The organism is Halorubrum halophilum (genome assembly GCF_000739595.1).
Classification (GTDB): Archaea; Halobacteriota; Halobacteria; order Halobacteriales; family Haloferacaceae; genus Halorubrum; species Halorubrum halophilum.
On record NZ_BBJP01000001.1, the window covers coordinates 59,988 to 83,656 of the forward strand.

Annotated in this window: 22 protein-coding genes; 8 read left to right on the plus strand and 14 right to left on the minus strand. The window is 68.2% G+C overall.

Going from position 1 to position 23,669, the window contains the following annotated elements; translation table 11 throughout:
* Positions 1–229 precede the first annotated feature (229 nt).
* Genes ACP96_RS00275 through trxA form a run of 3 tightly spaced genes read right to left on the minus strand, consistent with a single transcriptional unit; the run spans position 230 to position 2,338 of the window.
* Complete coding sequence (locus ACP96_RS00275; RefSeq protein ID WP_050031674.1) at positions 230–811, minus strand: class I SAM-dependent methyltransferase; 582 nt, start codon at positions 809–811, stop codon at positions 230–232.
* A 45-nt stretch (positions 812–856) separates the two neighbouring features.
* Entirely contained in the window at positions 857–1,996 is a 1,140-nt protein-coding gene (locus tag ACP96_RS00280) for an aminotransferase class V-fold PLP-dependent enzyme (RefSeq protein ID WP_050031676.1), read from the minus strand.
* A complete protein-coding gene (trxA, locus tag ACP96_RS00285; protein WP_050024238.1) occupies positions 1,997–2,338 on the minus strand; it encodes a thioredoxin in 342 nt (113 codons plus the stop codon).
* A gap of 143 nt (positions 2,339–2,481) precedes the next feature.
* Between trxA and ACP96_RS00290 the strand changes: the two genes are divergently transcribed.
* From ACP96_RS00290 to ACP96_RS00300, 3 genes are all read left to right on the plus strand, one after another.
* Positions 2,482–3,012, plus strand: coding sequence for a DUF5817 domain-containing protein (locus tag ACP96_RS00290; RefSeq protein WP_050031677.1), 531 nt, complete (start codon positions 2,482–2,484; stop codon positions 3,010–3,012).
* Between the two features lie 81 nt (positions 3,013–3,093).
* On the plus strand, positions 3,094–4,116 hold the full coding sequence (locus ACP96_RS00295; protein WP_050031678.1) for a DUF7490 domain-containing protein: 1,023 nt from the start codon (positions 3,094–3,096) through the stop codon (positions 4,114–4,116).
* A complete protein-coding gene (locus ACP96_RS00300) occupies positions 4,113–4,550 on the plus strand; it encodes a hypothetical protein (protein WP_050031680.1) in 438 nt (145 codons plus the stop codon). The genes ACP96_RS00295 and ACP96_RS00300 overlap by 4 nt, the downstream gene beginning before the upstream one ends.
* 42 nt (positions 4,551–4,592) lie before the next feature.
* On the opposite strand, the gene ACP96_RS00305 is transcribed toward ACP96_RS00300, so the two are convergent.
* Both ACP96_RS00305 and ACP96_RS00310 read right to left on the minus strand, forming a co-directional pair.
* On the minus strand, positions 4,593–4,925 hold the full coding sequence (locus ACP96_RS00305; RefSeq protein ID WP_050031681.1) for a hypothetical protein: 333 nt from the start codon (positions 4,923–4,925) through the stop codon (positions 4,593–4,595).
* A 59-nt stretch (positions 4,926–4,984) separates the two neighbouring features.
* Complete coding sequence (locus ACP96_RS00310; protein ID WP_050031682.1) at positions 4,985–5,827, minus strand: cytochrome b; 843 nt, start codon at positions 5,825–5,827, stop codon at positions 4,985–4,987.
* A gap of 195 nt (positions 5,828–6,022) precedes the next feature.
* Here ACP96_RS00310 and ppc point away from each other — a divergent pair, with 195 nt between their 5' ends.
* Complete coding sequence (gene ppc / locus ACP96_RS00315; RefSeq protein ID WP_050031683.1) at positions 6,023–8,725, plus strand: phosphoenolpyruvate carboxylase; 2,703 nt, start codon at positions 6,023–6,025, stop codon at positions 8,723–8,725.
* Between the two features lie 289 nt (positions 8,726–9,014).
* Here ppc and ACP96_RS00320 read toward each other — a convergent pair whose 3' ends face one another.
* The 4 genes from ACP96_RS00320 to ACP96_RS00335 all read right to left on the minus strand — a co-directional run bounded on the left by ACP96_RS00320 (position 9,015) and on the right by ACP96_RS00335 (position 13,759).
* The gene (locus ACP96_RS00320) at positions 9,015–9,470 is read right to left on the minus strand and encodes a 30S ribosomal protein S19e (protein ID WP_050024247.1); all 456 of its coding nucleotides are present in this window, start codon (positions 9,468–9,470) and stop codon (positions 9,015–9,017) included.
* Between the two features lie 136 nt (positions 9,471–9,606).
* The gene (hmgB, locus tag ACP96_RS00325; RefSeq protein WP_050031685.1) at positions 9,607–10,950 is read right to left on the minus strand and encodes a hydroxymethylglutaryl-CoA synthase; all 1,344 of its coding nucleotides are present in this window, start codon (positions 10,948–10,950) and stop codon (positions 9,607–9,609) included.
* Positions 10,951–11,016: 66 nt separating this feature from the next.
* Complete coding sequence (locus tag ACP96_RS00330) at positions 11,017–13,464, minus strand: polymer-forming cytoskeletal protein (RefSeq protein WP_050031686.1); 2,448 nt, start codon at positions 13,462–13,464, stop codon at positions 11,017–11,019.
* Positions 13,465–13,564: 100 nt separating this feature from the next.
* Positions 13,565–13,759: a hypothetical protein gene (locus ACP96_RS00335; RefSeq protein ID WP_050031687.1), complete on the minus strand. Its 195-nt coding sequence runs from the start codon at positions 13,757–13,759 to the stop codon at positions 13,565–13,567.
* Positions 13,760–13,947: 188 nt separating this feature from the next.
* Between ACP96_RS00335 and ACP96_RS00340 the strand changes: the two genes are divergently transcribed.
* The gene (locus ACP96_RS00340; protein ID WP_050031689.1) at positions 13,948–14,673 is read left to right on the plus strand and encodes a nucleoside phosphorylase; all 726 of its coding nucleotides are present in this window, start codon (positions 13,948–13,950) and stop codon (positions 14,671–14,673) included.
* A gap of 24 nt (positions 14,674–14,697) precedes the next feature.
* On the opposite strand, the gene ACP96_RS00345 is transcribed toward ACP96_RS00340, so the two are convergent.
* Entirely contained in the window at positions 14,698–15,147 is a 450-nt protein-coding gene (locus ACP96_RS00345; RefSeq protein ID WP_050024260.1) for a UPF0179 family protein, read from the minus strand.
* 130 nt (positions 15,148–15,277) lie between these two features.
* On the opposite strand from ACP96_RS00345, the gene tmcA reads away from it, so the two are divergent.
* Positions 15,278–17,650 (plus strand): tRNA(Met) cytidine acetyltransferase TmcA, encoded by a 2,373-nt coding sequence (gene tmcA, locus ACP96_RS00350; RefSeq protein WP_050031690.1) that lies wholly within the window; start codon positions 15,278–15,280, stop codon positions 17,648–17,650.
* A 400-nt stretch (positions 17,651–18,050) separates the two neighbouring features.
* On the opposite strand, the gene ACP96_RS00355 is transcribed toward tmcA, so the two are convergent.
* Together ACP96_RS00355 and ACP96_RS00360 are read right to left on the minus strand one after the other, a co-directional pair.
* On the minus strand, positions 18,051–18,380 hold the full coding sequence (locus tag ACP96_RS00355; protein ID WP_050026913.1) for a 4Fe-4S dicluster domain-containing protein: 330 nt from the start codon (positions 18,378–18,380) through the stop codon (positions 18,051–18,053).
* Positions 18,381–18,426: 46 nt separating this feature from the next.
* Entirely contained in the window at positions 18,427–20,199 is a 1,773-nt protein-coding gene (locus ACP96_RS00360) for a glutamate--tRNA ligase (protein ID WP_050031692.1), read from the minus strand.
* A gap of 381 nt (positions 20,200–20,580) precedes the next feature.
* On the opposite strand from ACP96_RS00360, the gene ACP96_RS00365 reads away from it, so the two are divergent.
* On the plus strand, positions 20,581–20,820 hold the full coding sequence (locus ACP96_RS00365; RefSeq protein WP_202593891.1) for a hypothetical protein: 240 nt from the start codon (positions 20,581–20,583) through the stop codon (positions 20,818–20,820).
* Positions 20,821–20,852: 32 nt separating this feature from the next.
* Here ACP96_RS00365 and surE read toward each other — a convergent pair whose 3' ends face one another.
* A complete protein-coding gene (gene surE, locus ACP96_RS00370; protein ID WP_050031693.1) occupies positions 20,853–21,782 on the minus strand; it encodes a 5'/3'-nucleotidase SurE in 930 nt (309 codons plus the stop codon).
* Positions 21,783–21,942: 160 nt separating this feature from the next.
* Entirely contained in the window at positions 21,943–23,004 is a 1,062-nt protein-coding gene (gene carA, locus ACP96_RS00375) for a glutamine-hydrolyzing carbamoyl-phosphate synthase small subunit (RefSeq protein WP_050031694.1), read from the minus strand.
* 96 nt (positions 23,005–23,100) lie between these two features.
* On the opposite strand from carA, the gene ACP96_RS00380 reads away from it, so the two are divergent.
* The gene (locus tag ACP96_RS00380; RefSeq protein ID WP_050026908.1) at positions 23,101–23,514 is read left to right on the plus strand and encodes an Lrp/AsnC family transcriptional regulator; all 414 of its coding nucleotides are present in this window, start codon (positions 23,101–23,103) and stop codon (positions 23,512–23,514) included.
* The last annotated feature ends 155 nt before the right edge of the window (positions 23,515–23,669 follow it).

Genomic DNA, 23,669 nt, shown 5'->3' on the forward strand with positions numbered 1-23,669 from the left:
GGTGCTTACGTCACCTGCGCCCGCCTCACCGGCTGCCCCTTTGAGTCCCACCCCGCCCCGCACAGCACCGCACCTCACACCTCCCCAGCCTCGTCGGTCGCCGTAGGCGACCGACTCCCTCGCGCGGTGCTGCGAGCGGGCCGGTGGCCCGCTCGCAGGCACGCGCCACCGCCATCATTTATAAATAAATCGACAACACCCCGTCTCCCCCAACGAGTTCCGCTCGTCCCTACGGCGCGCGAGCGATCACGGCGAACGTCTCGGTGCGCTCGGCGGCGGAGACCACCTCGAATTCTGCCGCCTCCAGCGCGTCGACCGCGTCGCTCGCGGCGAACCGCTCGTCGGCCGGCGGCCCGTGCTCGCCGTCGCCGGCGGCCGACCAGTCGAAGAGCGCGAGCCGGCCGTCGGACCGGATCACGCGGGCCAGCTCCGCGAGGGCCTCGTCGCTCGCGAACTCGTGGTACGTCATCGTCGAGAACGCGGCGTCGAGCTCGCCGTCCTCGAAGGGGAGCGCGGCCACGTCGCTCTCGACGAGGGCGACGTTCTCGGGGACGCCCTTCTCGCGGTAGAACGCGTGCATCTCCGCCTGCACGTCGACCCCGTAGACGGTCTCGACGTGGGGCGCGACCGCGTCGGTGTAGAAGCCGGTGCCGCTCCCGAGGTCGGCGACCGTCGCCGCGGCGCGGTCGGCGCGGTCGGTGCCCTCAGCCGTCAGCGCGCCGATAACTTCCTCGGCAGACACCCAACGGTACCGGACCGCGGGACGCTCCAGTCGCTCCGCCTTGTCGGCGTCGAACGTGTGAAATCCCATGACCGGTCTTGTGCGTGTATCACTAAAACGCGTCCGGTCCCTCGCTCACCACTCGGCGGCGAGGGCGTCGACCAGCCGGTCGATCTCGGCCTCGGTGGAGACCGCGTGGACCGAGGCCCGGACCCCGTCAGGGTGGGGCAGCGAGCGGATCACGATCCCCTCGTCGGCGAGTCGGTCGACCGTCGCCTCGGGGTCCTCGACGTCGACCGTGACGAGCCCGGACTCATACTCGCGGGGGCTCAGCAGGCGGTCGTCGGGGACGCCCTCTTTGAACCGGTCCGTGAGCGACGCGATCCGGTCTTCGATCGTTTCGAGTCCGACCGCGTCGATCGCGTCGAGCGCCTCGACCAGTCCGGCGTGGGCGGCCGGGGTCGTCGTCCCGACCTCGAAGCGCTTCGCGCCCGGCTTGAACGCGATCTCCTCGGCGTCGGGGTCCTCGACGCTCCGGTAGCCGACCGCGCGCGGCGCCAGCTCGGCCGCGGCCTCGCGGTCGACGTAGAGAAAGCCGGCCCCCCACGGGCCGAGCAGCCACTTGTGGCCCGCCGCCGCCACCGCGTCGGCGCCCCACGCCGACACGTCCATCGCGACCTGTCCGGGCGACTGGACCGCGTCGACGAGGGTGAACGCGCCCGCCTCGTCGGCGATGTCAACGAGGTCGGCGACCGGGAGCCGCGTCCCGTGGGTCCACGTGATCGCGCTGAAGCAGACGAGCCGCGCGTCCGCGACTGCCTCGGCGTACGCCTCGCGGTCGATCCGACCGGTCTCGGTCTCGACGACTCGGACCTCGACGCCCTCGCGCTCCAGTCGCTTCCACGGGAGGACGCCGGCGGGGTGTTCGAGGTCGGTCCGGACGACAACGTCGCCGGGCTCCCAGTCGATCGCGCCCGCGATCCGGGTGATCCCGTCGGTCGTGCTCTCGGTCAGGGCGATCTCGTTGGGCTCGGCGCCGACGAAGTCAGCGACGCGCTCGCGTACGGTCTCGTACGTCCCGAAGGCGTGCTCGTATGGGTCGGTCGTCCCCGAGCCGAACTCGTGGTCGGCGAGGTAGTCAGACGCGGCCTCGACGACGGCCTCAGAGCTCGGACCGTGCGCGCCGAAGTTGAAGTACGCGGCCTCGCCGAGCGCCGGCACGTCTGAGCGCAGCTCGCGCGGGGTCATCCCGTCGTCGGACTCGGACCCAGCCATTCAGGCGGTGTGCTCCGCGATCGCGTCGGCGAGCGCCTCCTCCGTCTGCGCGCCGACCATCCGCTCCGCGAGCTCGCCGCCGGCGAAGACGAGCAGCGTCGGAATGCTCTGCACGCCGTACTCGCCGGCCAGTCCCTGGTGTTCGTCGACGTCGACCTTCAGGACGGTCGCGCCGGTGTCGCTCGCCACCGCCTCGACGGCCGGCTCCATCATCTGACACGGGCCGCACCAGTCCGCGTAGAAGTCCACAAGGACAACGTCGCGGTCCGCGACGTAGTCGTCGAACTCGTCGGCGTCGGCCAGCTGAATCGGTTCCGTGGGGACGGCGTCGGTTGAACTCATCGTGTCTCCGTATGTGCCCCACGCGGATAATGGTTTTGAACGGAAAACACAATACCGCGTGTCGGAGTGGATCGAACCGCACGTGAATCGATCCCGCGACGCGGGTCCGAGGGTTCAAATCCGGGGCCGACGAACCGCGCCGCATGTACGCGGTCGTCGGCTGCAACGAGTGCGCGGCGATGTGGCTCCTCGCGGACCCGCGGACGAGCGACAGCGCGGGGTGTCCCCGCTGCGGGAAGACGCATCAGACGGCGAAGCTCAAGCGGTTCTTCGAGTCGGAGGACCGCGACGCGGCCCGCGAGGCCCGGGCCGCGCTGCTCGCGAAGAAGCGCGACGAGAGCGCGGCGTTCGCGGAGCTCGACCACGTCTCGGAGCTCGAACGCGCCGTCGACGAGGCGGGGATCGACGACCGCGAGTACCTGGAGGCGTCGGGAATCGACGCCGACGCCGTCGACGAGGCGGCCGCCCGCGCCGAGGGCGGCGGGTCGGATTCGCGAAGCCGGACAGCGATCGTCCGCGACGCGGTCGAGGCGGTCGACGAGGCCACCGAGGAGAACGTCGTGGCGCGCGCGAGCGAGCAGGGCGTTCCCGCCGAGGCGGCGGGAGAGATCCTGACGCGGCTCGCGCGGCGCGGGGAGCTCTCCGAGTCGGGCGGGCGCTACCGGTCGCTCTGAGCGGATCGGCTCCGGGCGTCCCGCCGTTTCCGCCCCCGATCCCTGACAAAGCACTTATGCCGTCGTTCAGACGTGTCGGGTATGGACACGCGAACTGCCCTCCTGGCGGCCGCCGCCGCGCTCCTGCTCGCGGGCGCGATCGGCGCCGTCGCCGCGCCGGACGCCATCGTCGACCCCAGAGAGGCCGACGAACGCCCCGGCGACGTACGCATCGTCGACACGGTCGTCTCGCCGGGTGAAGTGCGCGGCGAGACCGCGGAGCTCCGGCTCGGAGTCGACCTCCGACACCGGGGCTCGACCGTCGAGAATGTCACGGTCCGCCACCGCGCGATCGGCGCCGACTCGGGACTCCTCGTCGACGAGACGACGGTCGACGTCGGCGACGTGGACGGCGGCGGCGAACGGACGATAAACGGGTCCGTCGACGTGGACCGCGCCGGCGGCTACCGGATCGAGACCGTCGTTTTCGCCGACGGCGAGCGGCGCGCCAGCCAGACGACCCGCGTCGGCGGCGTCGCGGCACTCACGCCCGACTACGCCGACTCGCGCGTCGGCTTCACCGAGGGGAACGTCTGGCCGACCGTCGCGGTCAGCGTGCGCGAGGCCGACAACGAGACCGCGACGCTGTCGGTGTCGATCTCGGTGACGAACCGCGGCGACGCTGCCTCGGAGCCGCTCGACCTCCGGGTGCTACTCCGGCAGTCGGAGTCGAACGTGATCGCCGACGAGGCGAGCGAGACGGTCGGCGAGGTGCGGCCCGGCCGGACCGACACTGTGACGACGACCGTCGAGGTGCCCGCCAACTACAACTACTACGTCGACGCCGCGCTGTGGAGCGACGACGTGCTCATCGACGAGACGCAGGGCGTCGCCAACCTGAACCCCCGCGAGACGATCAGCGCGAACCAGACGGTCGAGGAGGTCGATTTCGCCGTCGAGGACTTCACGCGAGGCGAGGGCGCCGACGACGCGGCGGGCGACGGCGCCGCTCCCGATCGGGGCGCCGACGGTAGCAGCGGCGGGGACTCCACGCCCGGGTTCGGCCCCCTCGTCGCGCTCGTCGCGCTCGTCGTCGCGGCCCTCGTCGCACGGAGGCGACCATGACGGACGAGCGCGACCGCGCCGACCCGAGCAGCGACCCCAACACCAGCCCCGACGACACCACCGACACACCCACCGGATCCATGAGCGACATCACCGCCGACGACACGGCAGACGACACCGCACCGCGCACGAGTGACTTCGAGGGCGACGCGAACGAGGACGACGGCCGGTTCGGTCGGCTCTCGACCGACGACCTCCGCGGGCTCATCGACCGGATCGGGCTGGCGGCGCTGATCCTGCTCGCGCTGATCGCCGGCTGGAGCTTCTACAGTCAGGCCGGGCGGGCGATCCGGACGTGGCTCGACCCGGCCTACCAGCCGATCGCCCTCGCGGCGTTCAACCTCGCGGTGCTGCTGGTCGCGCTCGCGGGCGTCGCCCACCAGCTCTACCGGATCCGCCGGAGCGAGCAGGGCGGCGCCGAAGGAGGCGAGTAGCGGTCGAGCCGTCGGCCCCGAACCGTTCGTCCTCGACGGCGCCTACTCCTCGGGGAGGTCGTCGGTGTTCGTCGGAACCTGCTCGACCTGTCCCGCGAGCGTCGCCGCGTCGCCCGCGACGGTAGAGGCGTCGACGCCCGCCTCGCTCGCGACCAGTCGGACGTGCGCGGCCAAGAGCGCCAGCGCGCGGAGGCCCTCGTTCTCCGCGTCGCCGCCGCCCCGCTGGGCGAAGGTGGTGTCGACCTCGCCCTCGCGGACGACGCCGACGTGGACCGCTTCGATCCCCTCACCGTCGAGGAGGTCGCGGGCGCGGGCGATCTCCGCGGCGAACGGATCGTCGGCCGATTCGTCTGCGGGAACCTCGTCGTCGCTCATGGAGAGGCGTACGCGAAGCGGAGAGAAAAGCGCGGCGCCCGTCGGGGGCGGGGACGAGGCTACTCGTCCGGACGCGGCCGGGCGATGAACAGCGACTCTTCGAGCGTGAACGGGTCGTACACCGACTGGTGACAGACGCAGTAGGTCCCGTTTGCGGCGTCGTACCGAGCCGACTCTTCGAGCACCTTGTAGTCGGGGATACAGCAGAAGTGCGTGCAGACGTTGAGGTACGCGACGAACCCCTGGTCGGTTGACGCTTCGAGCCACTCGTCGTTCGAGTTCTCGACCGCCTCCTCGATCCGCGGCGAGCGGATGACGGTCGCGTTCAGGCTCGTGTCGGCGTCTTGCGACCGCCACGTGACGGACGCCGGCTTCCCGACGCCGTCGTCGCCGATTCCGTTGCCCCACTCGGTGTAGTCGTCGAAGTCGTCGACGTGGATCTGGTCGCCCGCGTCGTACGTCTCGTCCTGCCAGTCATACTTGCCGGACGCGGCGCGGAACAGGTTGTCCGACTCGTAGCTCGGAGAGACATTCTCCTGTGATTCGACGCCGCAGTACTGGAACCACGCACCGGAGTAGGTCCTCCCGCCGAGCTGCTCCTGTGCGACCTCGATCTCTTGGCCTTCCTGCGTGACGGTCTGCGTCTCCGGCCAGATCCCGCGGATGTAGCCGTCGTCGGTAACCTCAAGCGGGATCTGCGGGAGGCCGCGCGGCGCCGGGCCGCCGGTCTTGGCGATCGACATCGCGACGGTCGACCCGCCGCCGACGCCGCCCGCGGTCGTCAGGGTGTTCACCGTCGCCGACCCCATCGCGCCGACCCCCGCGAGGGCCGCGCCGCCGACGACGCCCTTGACGAAGCGGCGCCGACCGGACTCGGCCGGATACTTGTCGGACTGACTCATACGTGTTGTTCGGGTTGGACCGGTAAAAAGGGTGACGAACCCGTCCCTGAGCGTAACGACAAGCGAGTCGCCGGCGCTCGGCGGTCGCGCTCGCTCCCGTGATGTCGAATGATCGATTAAGACGTTTACTCAAAACTGAGGCAAACATTCGTTCGGGCATCGCTTTTAACCGACCACGATGGGTGTATCTGTGGTATGGTGTTGCACAATCGAGACGTGCGGACGGACGTGCGCGAGCTCGGCGCGCTCGTGGGAGACGTCCTCGCCGCGCAGGCCTCCACCGAGGCGTACGAGACCGTCGAGGACCTTCGAAACGCGGCGATCGACTACCGACGCGGCGACGCGACGAGCCGGGAGGCCCTCCACGAGTCGGTCGGCGATCTGTCGACGACCCGAGAGGAGATCGTCGCCCGCGCGTTCACGACCTACTTCGAGCTGATCAACCTCGCCGAGGAGCGCGAGCGAGTTCGTGCCATCCGGGGCGCCGACGAGGAGGGAGCGCTCCACGACTCCTTCGACGCCACGATCGCCGAGTTCGCCGAGGCGGGCGTCGAGCCCGACGAGCTCCGAGAGCTGTTGGAGGACGTGCTCATCGAGCCGACCTTCACCGCCCATCCCACCGAGGCGCGGCGAGCCACGGTGAAGGCGAAGCTCCGGTCGATCGCCAACCACCTGGAGGAGCTCGACGAGCGCAACCTCACCGAGCGGGAACGCAACGGGATCTGGCGCGACGTCACCGCCGAGGTGACCAGCCTCTGGGGCACCCGACAGGTACGCCAGCGCAGTCCGGAGCCGGAAGACGAGGCGCGCAACGTCCAGTGGTACCTGGAGAACACCCTCTTCGACGTCGTCGGCGACGCCTACGAGGAGTTCGAAGAGACCATCTCGAAGGAGTACGACGACGTGGACTGCCCCAAGCTCTTCGAGTTCCGCTCGTGGGCGGGCTCCGACCGCGACGGCAACCCGTTCGTCACGCCGGAGGTCACCGACGAGACACTGGGGCGTCAACGCGAGATCGCCGTCGAGAAGTACCGCGACCGGTGTAAGCGGCTCTCGGCCGTGTTGAGCCAGGACGGCGAGCGCTACGCGATCGACGACAAGCTCGCCGAGTCGCTGGCGGCCGACGCCGAGCGGTTCCCGACGGTCGTCGAGGAGGCGCGCGAGCGGTACCCCGACGAGCCGTACCGCCAGAAGCTCCGCCTGATGCGCGAGCGGCTCGACCGGGTCGACGACGTGCGCCCCGGCGAGTACCCCGACGGCGACGCGTTCCTCGCCGACCTCGACGTGATCGCCGACTCGCTGGCGGCCGACGGGCAGGACACGGTCCGCGAGTCGTTCGTCGAACCGCTCCGCCGGCAGGTCGACACGTTCGGGTTCACGCTCGCGTCGCTGGACCTCCGCGACCACCGCGAGAACCACACCGAGGCCGTCGCCGAGGCGGTCGCGACCGAGGGCGTCGACTACCGCGAGATGGACGAGGACGCCCGGCAGGAGTTCCTCACCGAGGCGATCCTCCAAGAGGACCCGGTCGTCGACGCCGACGAGCCTGGCGACGTCTCCGAGACCACCGAGCGGGTGCTCCGTCGGTTCCAAGAGTTCGCCGAGTGGCAGGACGAGTACGGCGCGCAGGCGATCGACACGTACTGCATCTCGATGACGGAGGAGCCGAGCCACGTGCTCGAAGTGCTCTTCCTCGCCGATCAGGTCGGCGTCGTCTCGCTGCCGGACCACTGCGGGCTCGACGTGGTCCCCCTGCTCGAGACCGAGTCCGCGCTCAACGGCGCCGAGCGCATCCTCGGGGAGCTGTTCGACAACGAGGCGTACGCGACCGCGCTGGAGGTCCGCGGAGAGATCCAGGAGGTCATGCTCGGCTACTCCGACTCCAACAAGGAGAACGGCTTCCTCGCCGCGAACTGGGACCTCTACGAGAACCAGCGTCAGATCGCCCGGTTCTGCCGCGAGGAGGACGTCACCCTCCGGCTGTTCCACGGGCGGGGCGGCTCCATCTCGCGGGGGGGCGGCCCGATGAACGAGGCGCTGCTCGCGCTTCCCAACGAGACCGTCACGGGACAGGTGAAGTTCACCGAGCAGGGCGAGGCGATCGCGGAGAAGTACGCCAACCCGCGGATCGCCGAGCGCGAGCTCGAACAGATGCTCGACGCGCAGATCCGCGCCCGCCACGAGGCGAACGAGGAGCCCACCGAGGACGTGCCCGAGGAGTGGGTCGACGCGATGGAGACGATGGCGCCCGCCGCCCGCGAGACGTACCGCGATCTCCTGAACACGGACGGGTTCGTCTCCTACTTCGGACAGGCGACGCCCATCTCCGTCGTCGAGAACCTCAACCTCGGCTCGCGGCCCGCCTCGCGCTCCGGCGAGCGCACCGTCGAGGACCTCCGCGCGATCCCGTGGGTGTTCTCGTGGACCCAGACTCGACTCATCCTCCCGGGCTGGTACTCGCTCGCGTCCGGGCTCGACGCCTACCTCGACGAGGTCGGCGAGGAGGCGGGCCTCGAAACGCTCCGAGAGATGTACGCGGAGTGGCCGTTCTTCCGCACCACCCTCGACAACGCCGCGCTCGCGCTCGCCCGCACCGATCCCGAGATCGCCGCCGAGTACGCCGACCTCGCGGACGACGACCTCCGCGAGCGCTTCTTCCCCGAACTCATCGGCGAGTACGAGCGCGGACGCGAACTCGTCTTGGCGATCAGCGGCCGCGACGACCTGATTCGTCGCGAGTGGCTCGAAGAGAGCCTCGACCGGCGGAACCCCTACGTCGACCCGCTGAACCTGCTGCAGGCCGACCTGCTCGGGCGAACTCACCGCACCGAAGAGGAGGAGCGAACCCTCCGGCTCACCGTCAACGGCATCGCCGCCGGGATGAAGAACACGGGATAGCCCGATAACCGCCCCGAGTGAGCCGACTCGTCCGAACACTGCCCGCACATCGCTTTTTGTCGACCGCCTCGACGACCGAAGCGACGGCTATCGATCGCAACGACCGCGGCGAGCGACTGTCAGATTCGATATAGCGATATTAGATATATCTCGACGAACGCGAGACGATCGTCAGCAAACAGCAACGCGAGACAGAATCGCTCAGACGCCACTTATCGGGAGTAAGACGGTGTCAGTATGAGAGCCGCAGCTCGAGAGCGAGCGCGACGTACAAAAAGCGAATCGCGATCTACGCGTAGCGTTCGAGTTCCGGCCGGTCGAGGTCCTCGAAGACGTCGGCGGCGACCTCGGAGAGGAACGCCTCGCCCTCGTCGGAGACGCGGCGTCCCTCGCCGGCGGCGGTTGTCACGAGGCCGTCCTCTTCGAGGGCCTGTAGCGACGCACGGATGAGCTTTCGGGAGCCGCCCTCGTGCTCGCCGGGGCGGACGGAGTAGCGGTTCGAGCCGCGCTTCTTCGAGCCGTACTCGGTGGCGAGCCGCTCGATGCCGACGGGCTCGTTCTGGGCGACCTTCCGGAGGAGGCTGGCGGAGCGCACGTACCAGAAGTCCTCCTGTTCCGGCGGGAGCTCCTTGCCGGCGCCGCTCTTCGCGAACTCGACCCAGTCGGGCTCGTCGATCCGGTCCTCGAGTCGTGCGGCGACCTCCTCGATGAGGGCGTCGGCCGGCACGTCGTAGATGGTTACCATTGCAGTGATTTTCAGCCTAACGTCGTTTAAACCCATCGTATTCGAGAAGCGTCGTGTGACCCGTTTTCACGGGTAGCGGAGCCGTAGAACGGAATCAGGAGGCCAACGTCTCGCCGTCGGACCCCCGGCCGAGGAGCTACTCGACGTACTCGTACTTCCGCTCGTTCATCCGGCCCCAGCCGGTGAAGACGAACTCCGCCTCCGGCTGCGTGAACTCCTCGATCTCGCGTTCGACATCCATATCGTACTCGTGAACGTCGTGCACGTCCTCGTACTCCTCCCACGTGAGGTCGTAGCGGGCGGCGAGTCGGTCGTCGATGTCGAGTGCTTCGATCTCCGCGCGCCAGCCCTCGCGGATCGCCTCCGAGTGGATCTCCGCCTGCGCGCCGGAGCCGTAGGAGGCGACGAGCAGCGTGTCGTCGACGAACGACCGGTCGCGGGTCAGGGCGTCGCGCAGCGCGCTGATGCGCGCGATGTGGACCGAGCTGGTGTACCAGTTGCCGACCTCACGGGAGAGCCCGAGCGTCGGCTCCACGGCGGTGTCGTACCACGTCTGATACTGCTCGGTGGTCTTCAGCTCGTCCATGTAGTCGCGGATCGCCTCCTCGTAGGCCTCGCGGTCCGCGTAGTCGTCCTCTCGGGGCTGTCGACCGATCTCGTCGGCGAGCGCGTCCTCGTACTCCGTGTCGCGGATGACGTGGCGATACGCGAGCAGGGCCGCCTTCCGGACCATCCCGGGGAACGGGGTGTGGAACGGCGCGTACGCGAAGTCGTCGAGCGCGATGTCGTCGGTGACGGACTCGTAGTCCTCGAGGGCCTCCCGCATTCGAGAGAGGTACACCTGCACCGAGCGTTTCCCGTCGACGCTCGGGAACTGCTGGTTCGGCTTCAGGAAGTCCGTCTCGTCCTTCGAGCCGTACCCCTGCTCCGTCGAGAGCGCGACGATCGAGGGGTCCTCGTCGATCAACATCGCGACGGCGCCGGCGCCCTGCGTCGCCTCGCCGGGGTCGCCGCGGGCGTAGAGCGCGGTGTCCGTCGTGATCACGAGCGCCGCGCGGTCGCGGTTCCGCCCCGCCCGGATCCAGTTGTACGCGTCGTCGATCGCCTGCGTCCCCGCCAGGCAGGCGAACTTGCGCTCGCCCTTGTTGGCGTGGGTGAAGTCGCCGTCGTACACCTGCTCCAGACAGCCCGCGATGTACGTCGATACCGGTTTCGAGTGGTCGAACGCCGACTCCGTGGCGACGTCGATCCGACCGATATCCGCCGGATCGAGCCCTTTGCGGTCCATCAGCCCTTTCGCGGCGTTCGCGCCCATCGTGACGATGTCCTCGTACACGTCCGGGAACGAGGAGTTATTGAGCCCGAGCCCCTTCGTGTACTTCTCCGGGTCGTCGCCCTTCTCCGGCGCGAACGTGCCCGGCAAGTCGAGTTTGAGCTTCCCGGTCCAGATCTCGACGGCGTCGATGCCGACTTCGGTCATACACGGTCGTTCATGCGGCCGGCATATGGGTGTGTCGATAGTCAGTTACGTCGATCGTGGTATAATTCAGTAGTTCTCGTCGACGTACTCTTCACACGGCTGCCCATCGATTCTGGATCCCTGCCCACAGACGATGTCTGATGCCGAGTTAACGTTTACGTCGCCTTCGACTTCAGAGCCGTCTTCGAGCGTGACACGACCGTTCTGGCTGGTCACATCTCCCTCCACAAGACTACCGACACCGAAGTCAACGTTACCGTTAGCGTTGACGGAGCCCGTCACTTGTGTCCCACTTCCGAGTGAGACGGTGCCGTTCTGACTGTCAACGTCACCGTCAATGAACGTTTCATCACCGATAACAATATCACCGTTCGCGCTCACATCGTCGTCGATCTCCGCGTTGTCTCCGACAGTGACCCCGCCATTTTCACTGTCGACCACACCGGCAACGAACGCGCCGTCCCCGATGACGATATCTCCGTTTGCGTTAGCGTCACCGTCGATATCCGCATTTTCCCCGACAATGACCTCACCGTTTTGGCTGTCGACATCACCGTCGATCACGACGTTGTCCTCAATGACTATGTCGCCGTTTGCGCTCACATCGTCTGTGTCTTGAGTGATGATCGTGGTTCCCGGTGGACGGATCTCGAACGTATCGGAGTCGATGTTCCCGTCCTCATACCCCACGACGTAGGTTTCACCCGCGTTCCCGGTCACGTCAATGTTTGAGATCCGAATTCGAACCTCGCCAGCACCTCCGCCCCGTTTGGTGTACGTGATTGTGTTGGTGCTTGGGTCATAACTGACTGCATCGTTGGGGTTTGTCCGTTCGATGAGCTCCACGGCTCCGTCCGTGTAATCGACACCGTCCGACTGGGGGCCGGAGAGATCGATCGTCGCCTGATCATTATTACTGAGACCGTCGACAGTAAACACAAACTCCTGTGAGTTTCCTCCCTTCACCACGTCTGTTGCGACGAAGTTGACCGACCCCGGCGGATCCCCTTCTCGCACCGTCACGGTTGTTGTTCCGACCTCATCCTCCGCTGTCCAGCGTCCGCTGGCGTCCTGTCCTGACACAGTTACGTCGTACGTTCCTGGGTCCCAGTTGTCAACTTGGATGCTCCTCCCGAACGCGTACTCCCTAGTGTTGTCGTCAGGATCAAACGTGAACATTTCGTCGTACACGGTGCCCGCGTCGTCGTTACCGACTGTGACCCGTACAGTCTGTATGGGTGTTCCACTTCGAATTCGACTCGAGTCACCGATACTACTGACACTCGCCTCAAGATTGAATGAATTTCCCTGCTGAACAGTAGAGGGATTAGTAGTTGTTCCAGATACATCGGGTCCATAAACGGACCCAGTAGGAACTGTCGGTGGAGTGAACTCATCGAATACTACACGATCGGTCCCAGCCTCATCTGGAGGAGCACCATTAATCGTTCCGACCGTACCACCTCTATCAGAGATAGTCACCTGACCAGATTCGTCCGTGATTCGCGGCGAGTTATCCATCGGACTCGTCTCACCCGTATCCGCGTAGACCTCAACCTCAGCTCCCTCAACGGGATTATTGAATTGGTCTCGTACTTCTGCGACGAACTCGCCGTTGCTCTCAGACACTTTCGTGATATAGCCACCCGACTCATCAGTCACATCCGTTCCACTTCCGACTCCCACCTGTGCAAGTCGAAGCTCGACTGAGTTGCCGGTTCTAATCTCGATTCGGATTCCGTTGGGAGTCGCGGTCACCGTTCTGTCCACACCACTCTCGAACGTCTCATTCCAGCCGGATGCGAGATCGTCCCGTTTCTCACCCTCCGGAACGGCCGTCGGAAGCACGATAACGACTTCTCCTCCGTCAGGTTCCAGCGTCATACTCCGCGCGTTTCGCGAGAGTGCCTCTGGATCGATCTCACGTCGCTCGATACCTGACTCCGAGAGAGTCCCATCAACCAACGTCAGCGAGATCCGGTCGGCGTCATTATTTATAACGGTCTGTCCGGTTCTGGAGAGTGCTGCACCATCGAAGTCCGCGACCACCATTGAGTGCTCATAGACGAGGTCAGGAGGATTCCGATACTCGTTGTACGACGGCGAGTATCGTACCGATTTGGTCGGGAAAGTGAGATCCCGATCCTCCCAGAATAATCCGACGTTGCCGTCCTCCGCGACGGTTGCGCTTTCGATTCGAATGGATTGCTGCTCACTCGTTGATAACTCTCCGGTCGCCGGCGGCGGATTGAGGAAGAATGTCCGCTGCGGGTACCGTGTACCGAGCGTCAGCGACGTGAGTCTGTTATTATCGGATTGGCCAGTGTTTAACACTGCGTTTCGCAGGTCCAAGAATTCACCTTCTACCTGTTGGCTGTGTTCAAACTCGATCTCCGCGTTTTCCGTCGGGACGAACTGTACTTGATATGTCGCCATCGCCAGGATCAGGAACCCGAACAGGATCACCGTCCCGACCACGACCGACTGGCCCCGACGGTCGCGACTGAATCGCATTACGCATTCTCGACGCCGGACAGGTATAAAATCCTCTGTCGGCCTCTCAGTCGCGATAACCGCTTGTGCGGTCGAACTCGACGCCGAGAGTCGCCGGGATTCAGTCGCCGCCCGCCCGCCGCGCCGTCAGCCACGCCGACAGCACGGCCACGGAGCCAGAGAACCCGCCGATCAGCACGGCCTGCGTCCAGTTGAACCCGAGCAGCGTCCCAGCGACCGGTGTGATGATGAGGAACGTGACCACGAGCGCGCCGATCGACGGTGCGAGCGAGAGAGAGGGTTCGAGGTCGCTCATGGCCGAATCTGGCGAGGGCGGACGATAAACCGGCCGATCCGGCGGCGGCAACGGTGGTCGTCGAAACGGTCGGATCTGCCGCGGCGCTCCCATCATAAATCTCATTCCACGATATCAAATTCGTTTCTCGGGGCCGACCCCGCCTCCCGACCGGTCCGTTTTTGCGCGCGGCGGCTGTCTCGGCGCGTATGGCGAAACAGCCGCATCTGCTGGTCGAGGAGGGCGACGTCCACGAGATCGCGATCATCCCCGGCGACCCGGGGCGCGTCGACCGGATCGCGGACCTCTGTGACGACAGCGAGCTCGTCGCGCAGAACCGCGAGTACAAGATCGTCAACGCGACCTACGAGGGAACGGACCTCACGATCTGCTCGACCGGGATCGGCTGCCCGTCGGCCGCGATCGCGGTCGAGGAACTCTCGCGGGTCGGCGTCGAGACGTTCCTCCGCTGTGGCACCTGCGGCGCGCTGCAGGCCGACATGGAGGTCGGCGACATGGTGGTCGCGACCGGCGCGGCCAAGGAGGAGGGGACGAGCAAGCGCTACGAGTCGGTCGAGTACCCCGCGGTCCCCGACTACGACGCGCTCACCGAACTCGTCGGCGCCGCCGAGGACAACGACGAGCAGATCCACGTCGGGCCGATCGTCTCCGACGACGCGTTCTACAACGAGAGCGACGAGTACGTCGAGGACTGGAACGACGCGAACCTGCTCGCGATCGAGATGGAGGCGGCGACCGTCTTCGCGCTCGCGCGCCGCAAGGGACTTCGCGCCGGTGCGATCTGCACCGTCGACGGCAACCTCGTCGCGGGCACCCAGAAGGGCGCGGACTCGGACGACGAGCTCCCGGAGAAGGCCAAAGACAACGTCGAGCGCGCGATTCGGATCACGCTGAACGCGGTCACGGCGCTGTAGGCGTCGGTTCCGAGGATCGATCCGCTACCCGTCTTCCGCCCGAAACTCCACCAGCGTCAGCTCTCGGTCGAGCGCGCAGGTGTCGTGGGGCGGCTCGCCGAGCACCTGATCGATCACGCGCTCGTCGTCGAAGTCGGCGCCGTCGGGGACGCAGTAGCCGTGGCTCGGACACTCGGTGTGCGGGCACGGGCCGGCGAGCGAGACGCGCCCACCGGCGTACGCCTGCTTCGACGGGACGTTGGCGGGGACGGGCGCGGGCTCGACCTCGACCGCGCGGACGCCGGCGTCGTGGACGGCGCAGTCGAGCGTCTGCGCGTTCTCGCGGATCCCGGTCACGCGGTACCGGGTCCCCTCGGAGAGGTTGAGACACTGGCTCCGGTAGGGACACCCCTCGCAGTCGGGCGACTCCCCCTGATAGACGAACTCGCGGCCCGTGTCCGCGAGCCGCGTGCCGATGAGCGTGACCGTGGTCATGTCCGGAGAGACGCGCCGGGCGTCCGTAAGCGTCCCGCCTCGCGCAGCGGGGGAGAGGGGACGACCGAAAGGGTTCGGCGCGTCCGGAGGGCAAGACACATCTCCGCCCCCCGGCAACGACGACCGAACGATGATCGCGGGGCTGGCGCGAGACGCGAAGCGGGAGGCCGAACGAGCGAACGAGCGGCGCGTCCTGGTGTTCGCCGGCGACCGCGACCGGGGAGTCGACGCGGCGTACGACGCGATCGAGGCGGTCGCAGGCGACGGGGGGGAGTCGGTCTCAATCGTCTCCACGCGCGAGGGGTTCCGGTTCGAGGAGCACCGCCCGCGGAGCGCCGACGATCTGCTCGGGCGCACCCGGGAGGTCGTCGTCCTCGACTGCCACGAGCAGTTCGTCCCGAACGCGCTCGGTCGGTGCGTCGGCGCGGTCGACGGCGGCGGCCTCCTCGTCCTCCTGACTCCCGATCTCGACGACTGGCCCGCGATCCGCGACCGGTTCGACGACTCGCTCGCGGTCCCGCCCTACGAACTCGACGACGTGACGGGCCGATTTCGCGAGCGCTTCGTCGAGACGCTCCGATCGCACCCGGGGATCGCGATCGTCTCGCTCGGCGCGGACGGGTCCGAGGGCGACGCGATCGAGCGCGACGGACTCATCGGTTCCGGGGGCGACGCGACCGCGGAATCGACAGCACAGGCGACCGCGGAATCGACCGCCCGGCCAACCGCCCCGCCGAGGGCGACGTTCCCGGCGGCGGCCTACGAGGCGTGTCTCACGGGAGATCAGGCTCGGGCGGTGACGGCGTTCGAGTCGCTGGCGACGCCGGGGCACGCGGTCGTCGCCGAGGCGGACCGCGGGCGCGGGAAGTCGAGCGCGGCGGGGATCGCGGCGGGCGCGCTCGCGCTCGCCGGCGACGACGTGCTCGTCACGGCGTCGGCGTTCCGCAACGCGGGAGAGGTGTTCGCGCGGGCGAGAGAACTGATCGGGACGCACGAGAGCGACGCCGGGAGCGCGAGCGACCCCGAAAACGCCGCCCGTCGTCTCGACGCGCCGGGCGGCGGGCGGGTGCGCTACCTCGCGCCCGCCGAGGCCGCGGACCTCCCCGACGACCCGGACGCCGTGATCGTCGACGAGGCGGCCGCGCTTCCGGTGCGGCTACTCGAACGGTTCCTCGACGCGCCGGCGGTCGCGTTCTGCACGACGGTCCACGGCTACGAGGGAGCCGGCCGCGGGTTCTCGATCCGGTTCACGGAGCGCCTGCGCGAGAGCCGCTTTTCGGTGCGGGACGTGCGGCTCGACGAGCCGATCCGGTACGCCCGAAACGACCCGGTCGAGGCGTGGGCGGCGCGGGCGCTCCTGCTCGACGCGCGCCCGGCGGTCGACGAGGCGGTCGCGGGGTCGGCGGTGGGAGAGGCGACGTACCGGACCCTCGCTCCCGACGACCTATTCGCGGACGAGGCCCTGCTCCGGGAGGCGTTCGGGCTGCTCGTCGCGGCGCACTACCGCACGGAGCCGAACGACCTCGCGCGCCTCCTCGACGCACCGAACCTCGCCGCGCGGGCGCTGGTCGCCGAGGGGCGGGTGGTCGCCGTCGCGCTGCTCGCGCGCGAGGGCGGGCTCGACGCGGCGACCCGCCGGCGGATGTACGAGGGCGAGCGGGTTCGGGGGAACATGGTGCCGGACCTGCTCACGAGCCAGCTCCGCGACGAGGTCGCCGCCGAGCCGAAGGGGGTACGGACGGTCCGGATCGCGACCCATCACGCGCTCAGAGGCGAGGGGTTCGGGACCCGGCTGCTCGACGAGATACACGCGGAGTTCGGCGGGGCGGACGGTGAGGGGAGGGAGGGCGACGGCGACGGCGACGGCGACCGCGACCCCGTCGACTACTTCTCGGTCGGCTACGGCGCGACCCCACGCCTGCTCCGGTTCTGGCGGCGCGCGGGCTACCGGACGGTCCACCTCTCTACCTCCCGCAACGACGCCTCCGGGGAGCACTCCGCGATCATGGTGCGGCCCGCGAGCGAGTCCGGCCAGTCACTCCTCGACCGCCACGCCGCCGCCTTCCGCGACCGCGAGCGCGACGGGCTCTCGGACGCGCACCGCGACGTCGATCCAGACGTGGTCGTCGGCGCGCTCCGCGCCTGTTCCGCGTCGACATCGATCGACCTGACCGAGATCGAGTGGCGCTCCGTCGTCGGCGCGTCGTTCGGGCCGGGGATGTACGACAGCGCGCCCGGCGCGTTCCGAGACCTCGCGCTCGCGGCGCTGATCGAGGGCGACGGAGACGACGAGACGGGCGCCGACGCCCTCGACGACCGCGAAGAGCGCCTGCTCGTCCGGAAGGTCCTGCAGGCCCACCCGAGCGAGCCGGTCGCCGACGAACTCGGGTACGTCTCGGCGGGCGCCTGCATGCGCGCGCTCGGCGACGCCTACGAGCCCCTCGTTGAGCGGTACGGGACCGACTTCGCGCTCCGAGAGCGAGATCGGTTTATAAGCAAGTGAGCGGAGCGGCGACGGATATTCATAAATGATGTGCGGTCGGCGCGTGCCGACGAGCAGCCGTCAGGCTGCGAGTCGCCCGCGCGAGGGAGTCGGTCGCCCGGAGCAACGCGGAGGGCGACCGACGAGGCTGGGGAGGTGTGAGGTTCGGTGCTGTGCGGGGCGGGACTCAAAGGGGCAGCGACGAGGGCTGCGGAGGCGACGTAAGCACCGCAGGGAGGGAGCGAAGCGACTGACTGAGGAGCGCAACGAGCGTCCGCAGCCCTCGTCGCTGGGGCTTTGGCGGTGTTCGCAGTCGATCCGCGATCAGCTGTTTATAAGCGAGCGGCTGAGAGATTGGGCTCGATCACCGCGCTGACAACGATTTATAAATGTCTTCGACAACGAGAGTGACGATCTAGATCTAGATCCGGTTCTCGCGCCCGGGATCGACGTCGATCGCGTCGACCGGGCAGACGTCCACACACAACATACAGTCGATACACTGGTCCTCGTCGGCGGGGTTCGCTTTCCGCTCCGACTCGGGGTGACCGGGCGTGTCGACCCACTCGAACACGTCGACCGGGCAGTCCTCCAGACACGCGCCGTCGGCGAGACAGATGTCGAAATCGACCGCGACGTGCGTCCCGCGGATCCCCTGCTTCTCCGGCGGCTCGACGGGGCCCCAGACGGCGACGCCGTCCTCCTCGCCGACCTGCTCCCGGCTCTGTTCGAAATTCGAGTCGATGGCCATCTTGCCAGTGATTCCGGGGCTCGCTACTTAACCCCCGCGACCCCGACTACGGGTGCGCGTAGTACGCGAGCAGGTCTTCCTCGCCGGTCGGGCCGTCGGGCTCGTCGGTCGCCTCGGGATCGAACCCGTCGATCCGGGCGAAGCCGACGCGCACGAACTGGACGACGGTGTCCGGATCGACCTCGGCGAGCGCGGGCTCGGCGATCCCCCACACGTCGCCGGAGACGGTCCGGAGGAGCGCCTCGAGCCCCTCGTCGGCCGGCGCCCAGTGGACCACGTCCACGTCGCCGTCGCGGACCACGTCGATGTCGGCGTCGACGAAGACCAGCTCGTCGCCCTCGTACCGGACGCAGCCGTACCCCTTGAGCCAGACGCGCTCGCCCTCGCTCGGGAGGTCCGGGGACTCGACGACGATCCGGCCGGCGGGCACCTCGCGGTCCCCGCGGTCGGCGTGGTCGGGGTGGAGCGGCGGGTGGCCCGCCTCGGGCGCGGGCGCGTCGCCGTCGACGACCGGCAGCTCCACGGCGGGCGCGTCGTCGCGGTCGCGCACGAAGAAGTAGCGGTTCGCGTCGTCGTCGACCAGGTCGCGGTTGTTCGCGTAGACGGAGGACATCGCGAGGTCAACGTCGGAGGTGGACATCCCGAGTTCGGTCATCGAGTCGACGAGGGCTTGGCCCTGAATGCCGCGGCGGCGCATCGACTGGATGGTCGGGGCGCGTGGGTCGTCCCAGCCCGTCAGCTCGCCGTCCTCGATGAGACCCTTGATCGTCGACGTCGACAGCTTCACGTCGTACTCGTCGACCTGGACGTGGCCCCAGTGGAGCACCTCGGGGTACTCCCAGTCGAAGTAGTCGTAGACGAACCGCTGGCGCTTCGCGGAGTCCTGGAGGTCGATGCCGCGGATGATGTGGGTGACGCCCGTGAGGTGATCGTCGACGCCGGACTGGAAGTCGAGCATGGGCCAGCAGCGGTACTCTGACGCTTCCTCGCGCGGGTGCGGGGTGTCGATCATCCGGAACGCAACCCAGTCGCGCAGCGCGGGGTTCTTGTGCTCGATGTCGGTCCGGACGCGGAGGACCATCTCGCCGGCGGAGTACTCGCCGTCGATCATGGCGTCGAACTCCTCGTGAACCGTCTCGCGGTCCTTCTCGCGATGGGGGCACGCCTCGCCGTCGTTTTTGAGCGCCGAGAAGTTGTCGCCGGAACACGAGCAGGTGTAGGCGCCGTCGGCGTCGATCAGGTCGCGGGCGTGGTCGTAGTAGGTCTCCAGCCGGTCGGACGCCCGGATCACGCGGTCGGGCTCGAACCCGAGGTACTCGATGTCCTCCAAGATGGCGTCGTACGCGTCCAGATCGGGCCGCTTCGTCTCCGGGTCGGTGTCGTCGAACCGGCAGATGAACTCGCCGTCGTATCGCTCCTTGTACGTCCCGATGACCGCGGGCATCCGGGCGTGGCCGACGTGCCACGGGCCGTTGGGGTTCGGCGCGGCGCGCATCACGACCTCGCCCTCCGCGGCGTTCGGGAGGTCGGGGAGGACGTGCTCGTCCGCCTCGTCGTCCGCCTCCAGCTCCGCGAGCTTGTCGGGCGCGAGTTCGCCGAGGCGCTCGCGGCGCTCGGCCTCATCCATGCCGGCGATCCGGTTCACGACCGGCGCGACGACGCCCGGGATCTCGTCGCCGTGCGGTCGGAAGTCGGGGTTGTCGCCCATCAGCGGGCCCATGATGGCGCCCACGTCCGGGTCGCTGCCGTGTTTGAGCGCGTTGAACAGCGCGGCGGCCTCGGCGGCCGCCTCGACGCGCTCGCGGAGTTCGTCGTCCATGCTCTCCGGTTATCGGGGTCGGCTCAAAAGCGCCGCGGAACGGCGGTGGAGAACGCGATTCGTCAAGACGCGGTCAGGCACAGCCAGATCCGAGCCGGACTGCGTCGACGAATCGGGGCCACGGCCGAGGGTCGCGGGTAGGGGCGTCTTTCGCATGCACGCGGAGGGGCTTAAACCGACGAGACCGTTTACGACGGTAGCCGGCGGTTACCGCCGTGAACGGTCGTGAGACTTATCAGGACGCGGTGACGTAGGTATGAGAAATATTCACAAACACCATGCGTCCGCCCGGCTCCGCCGGGTTGATATCGGGGCGAGCCGTGGGAGGCCCATGGACACGGGAGCGATCGGAGGGCAAGCGCGGACCGCGGAGGGATCACCGTGGTAGGACCCATCTCGGAGGCGGAGCGCGACGCCGGGAATCGGCGGATAAAGGCCGTCATCCTCCTCATCGTGGCGGTGTCGCCGCCGCTGATCGCGCTCCAGTTCGACCCCTCGTCGATCGAGCTGCTCGCCGCGCTGGGCGTCGGGGTCGCGCTGGGGCTGGTCGTCGTGTGGTACCTCGGGCGGTTGGGCAAGGAGTTCACCGGCGGATCGCGTCGGCCGGGACGGCGGCGCTGAGGGAGTGCGGCCGCAGAAAGAGACTCTTCGACTCAGTCCTGTTCGACTCGCGAGGGCGCCGTCGGGCCCCCGACGACCTCGCCGGCGCGGTCGCCCGCGATCGACCGCGACGACGACAGCGGCGAGATACTCACTTCTCCCTCGACGGCCGCGAGCCGGTCGGAGCCGGCGTCGTCGGGAACGTCGCCGCGGAGGAACTCCCGCCAGAAGCGGTCGCGGAGTTCCATCCCCATCTCTCCGCGTCGTTCGCTGAATTCCCAGCCCTCGGGGACGTTCTCCTCTTCCGGCTCCGCCTCGCCCGGGTGGAACTCGATCACGTCGAAGCCGCGCGCGGGTTCCGTCAGTCGATACGTCGGATCGTCGGCCGCCTCGTCGTCGGCCGCCGGGACGTTGACGTTCAACACGTCGGCGCCGAACGGGAGCGAGGGGTCGCCGCCTTCGTCGCCGCCTCCGTCATCGCCCCCGCCGGCGTCATCGCCGCCCCCGATCTCGGCGCGGTCGAGCAGGTCGGCGACGACCTCGGCGGCGACCGCGAAGTCGTCGTTGTCGAGCGTCGGCGGAACGGGCAGGTTGCCGCGGTCGTACAGCGACACCGCGATCGCCGGCGTGCCGAGGAAGGACGCCTCCATCGCGGCGCCGACCGTGCCGGACTGCCCGAGGATGTGCGCGCCGATGTTCGGCCCGTGGTTACAGCCGGAGACGACGACGTCGGGGTCGAGCCCGAGCGCTACGTCCGCGACGGCGACGCAGTCGGCGGGGGTCCCCTCGACCGCGTAGCCGAGGTCGGTCTCGGCGTACTCCACCGTCGTGTCCCACCACGAGCGCGCGCCGCCGACGCCGGACTGGTTGCTCTCGGGCGCGACCACCGTCACCTCGTAGTCGTTCGAGAGGGCGTCGAACAGCGCCCGGATCCCGACGGCGTCGATGCCGTCGTCGTTGGTGAGGAGGATCTCCGTCGTCATGGCCGTCACTGCGAGGGGACGGGGGAAAACGTCGCCGGTCGCGGGCGAAAACGGATCGCGAGCGTCGGCCGGGTGGTACTCGGGTGGTCAGCGAGAGGGCTCAGGGAGCGGGACAAACGGCGCACGGCGAAGCGGGAACCGCGGGGAACCGAAGGCGGCGTCAGTCGGCCGCGACGTGCGGCGTCGATCGTGCCAGGTCCAGCACCTCGTCGAAGAAGCCGAGCGAGTCGTGCGGGCCGGGGTTCGCCTCGGGGTGGTACTGGCGGGTGATAACGTCGAGTTCCTCGCTGTCGAGCCCCTCGACCGTGTCGTCGTTGACGTTCACCTGCGTCACCTCCAGCGGACCGGTGTCGTCGACCGTGTAGCCGTGGTTCTGGGTGGTCATCACGACCTTGTCGGTGCGGAGGTCCTTGACGGGCTGGTTGACGCCGCGGTGACCGAACGCCATCTTCTCGGTCGAACCGCCGAGCGCGCTGGTGATCACCTGCTGGCCGAGGCAGATGCCGGCCATCGGCAGGTCGCCGGCGAAGGCGTCGACGACCTCCTGCGCGGCGACGAAGTTCTCCGGGTCGCCCGGGCCGTTCGAGACGAAGAGCACGTCGGGGTCCACGTCGGCCACGTCCTCGGGGGTCGCGTCGTACGGGAGGACGTGGACGTCCGCGCCGCGCTCGGTGAGCGAGGAGATGATCGAGCCCTTTGCGCCGCAGTCGAGCAGGGCCACGTCGGCGACACCGTCGCCCTCGTGGACGGTCGGCTCCGACACGGAGACCTGCGCGCCGATGTCGACGTGGTCGCTCATCGGCTCGCACGCCTCCATCTCCGCGACCGCGTCCTCGGGGGTCGCGTCCGGGCCGGCGGCGATCCCGCAGGCCATCGCGCCCTCCTCGCGGACGGTGGTGACGATTTCGCGGGTGTCGACGTGGTCGACGGCGGGCACGTCCTCGTCGGCGAGCCACTCGGCGACATCGTCGGTCAGCTCGCGGGCGATCGCCGCGCGCGGCTGGACCGAGTCGGACTCGAACCGCTCGCTTCGGACGCCGTAGTTCCCGATCAGGGGGTACGAGAAGGTGAGGATCTGTTCGGCGTAGGAGGGGTCGGTAAGTGACTCCTCATAGCCTGTGTACGCGGTCGTGAACACCAGTTCGCCACGGGTGCGCCCCGGCGCACGAGCGCGCGCTTCGAGCACGCGTCCGTCGGCCAGCGCGATGTAGGCGTCCGACATTACGAGAAACGTACGCGCAAAGGGTAATAAATGCGTCGTTCGTAGCTTCGTTACGATATTCGTAACGAGTAAGTCGACGGGACGAGAGAGACGAGTATGGACGACCTCGATCGCCGGATCCTCTCGATACTGCGACGGGACGCGCGGACCCCGTACACGGAGATCGCGGACCGGGTGGGGACCTCCGAGGGGACCGTGCGCAACCGCGTCGACCGAATGACCGAAGAGGGGATCATCGAGCGGTTCACGGTCACGACCCGCACCGGCAACGTGAAGGCGATGATCGAGATTTCGGTGGAGATGAACGTCGACACCGCCGCCGTCGGCGAGCGCATGGTCGACTGGGAGGAGGTGGACTTCGTCTGGCAGGTCTCCGGCGAGGACGACATCGTGCTCGTCGTCGACGCCGTTGACACGCGCGCGGTCAACGAACTCATCTCGCAGGCAAGAGAGATGGACGAGGTCAAATCGACGAAGACGCGGCTCATTCTCGACGAGCGGCTTGGGTAGGCGAGCGACGATCATTTATAAATAAATCCGCGGTGGCGCGCCTGCGAGCGGCCGCCTTCGGCGGCCGCGAGCCAGCCCGCGAGGGAGTCGGCGCGGCGCTTATAAGCGCCGCGCCGACGAGGCTGGGGGGGCGGGAGGTGCGTGGCGGGGCTGTG

Bases quoted from the DNA above. Each gene is read 5' to 3' on its own strand.
- hmgB (WP_050031685.1), bottom strand. From the start codon at position 10,950: ATGACCGAAGTCGGCATCGACGCCGTCGAGATCTGGACCGGGAAGCTC.
- ACP96_RS00335 (WP_050031687.1), bottom strand. From the start codon at position 13,759: ATGAGCGACCTCGAACCCTCTCTCTCGCTCGCACCGTCGATCGGCGCG.
- carA (WP_050031694.1), bottom strand. From the start codon at position 23,004: ATGTCGGACGCCTACATCGCGCTGGCCGACGGACGCGTGCTCGAAGCG.
- ACP96_RS00310 (WP_050031682.1), bottom strand. From the start codon at position 5,827: ATGAGTCAGTCCGACAAGTATCCGGCCGAGTCCGGTCGGCGCCGCTTC.
- ACP96_RS00380 (WP_050026908.1), top strand. From the start codon at position 23,101: ATGGACGACCTCGATCGCCGGATCCTCTCGATACTGCGACGGGACGCG.
- ACP96_RS00345 (WP_050024260.1), bottom strand. From the start codon at position 15,147: ATGACCACGGTCACGCTCATCGGCACGCGGCTCGCGGACACGGGCCGC.
- ACP96_RS00360 (WP_050031692.1), bottom strand. From the start codon at position 20,199: ATGGACGACGAACTCCGCGAGCGCGTCGAGGCGGCCGCCGAGGCCGCC.
- ppc (WP_050031683.1), top strand. From the start codon at position 6,023: ATGGTGTTGCACAATCGAGACGTGCGGACGGACGTGCGCGAGCTCGGC.
- ACP96_RS00355 (WP_050026913.1), bottom strand. From the start codon at position 18,380: ATGGCCATCGACTCGAATTTCGAACAGAGCCGGGAGCAGGTCGGCGAG.
- ACP96_RS00320 (WP_050024247.1), bottom strand. From the start codon at position 9,470: ATGGTAACCATCTACGACGTGCCGGCCGACGCCCTCATCGAGGAGGTC.
- ACP96_RS00280 (WP_050031676.1), bottom strand. From the start codon at position 1,996: ATGGCTGGGTCCGAGTCCGACGACGGGATGACCCCGCGCGAGCTGCGC.
- ACP96_RS00275 (WP_050031674.1), bottom strand. From the start codon at position 811: ATGGGATTTCACACGTTCGACGCCGACAAGGCGGAGCGACTGGAGCGT.
- tmcA (WP_050031690.1), top strand. From the start codon at position 15,278: ATGATCGCGGGGCTGGCGCGAGACGCGAAGCGGGAGGCCGAACGAGCG.
- surE (WP_050031693.1), bottom strand. From the start codon at position 21,782: ATGACGACGGAGATCCTCCTCACCAACGACGACGGCATCGACGCCGTC.
- ACP96_RS00290 (WP_050031677.1), top strand. From the start codon at position 2,482: ATGTACGCGGTCGTCGGCTGCAACGAGTGCGCGGCGATGTGGCTCCTC.
- ACP96_RS00330 (WP_050031686.1), bottom strand. From the start codon at position 13,464: ATGCGATTCAGTCGCGACCGTCGGGGCCAGTCGGTCGTGGTCGGGACG.
- ACP96_RS00305 (WP_050031681.1), bottom strand. From the start codon at position 4,925: ATGAGCGACGACGAGGTTCCCGCAGACGAATCGGCCGACGATCCGTTC.
- trxA (WP_050024238.1), bottom strand. From the start codon at position 2,338: ATGAGTTCAACCGACGCCGTCCCCACGGAACCGATTCAGCTGGCCGAC.
- ACP96_RS00300 (WP_050031680.1), top strand. From the start codon at position 4,113: ATGACGGACGAGCGCGACCGCGCCGACCCGAGCAGCGACCCCAACACC.
- ACP96_RS00340 (WP_050031689.1), top strand. From the start codon at position 13,948: ATGGCGAAACAGCCGCATCTGCTGGTCGAGGAGGGCGACGTCCACGAG.
- ACP96_RS00295 (WP_050031678.1), top strand. From the start codon at position 3,094: ATGGACACGCGAACTGCCCTCCTGGCGGCCGCCGCCGCGCTCCTGCTC.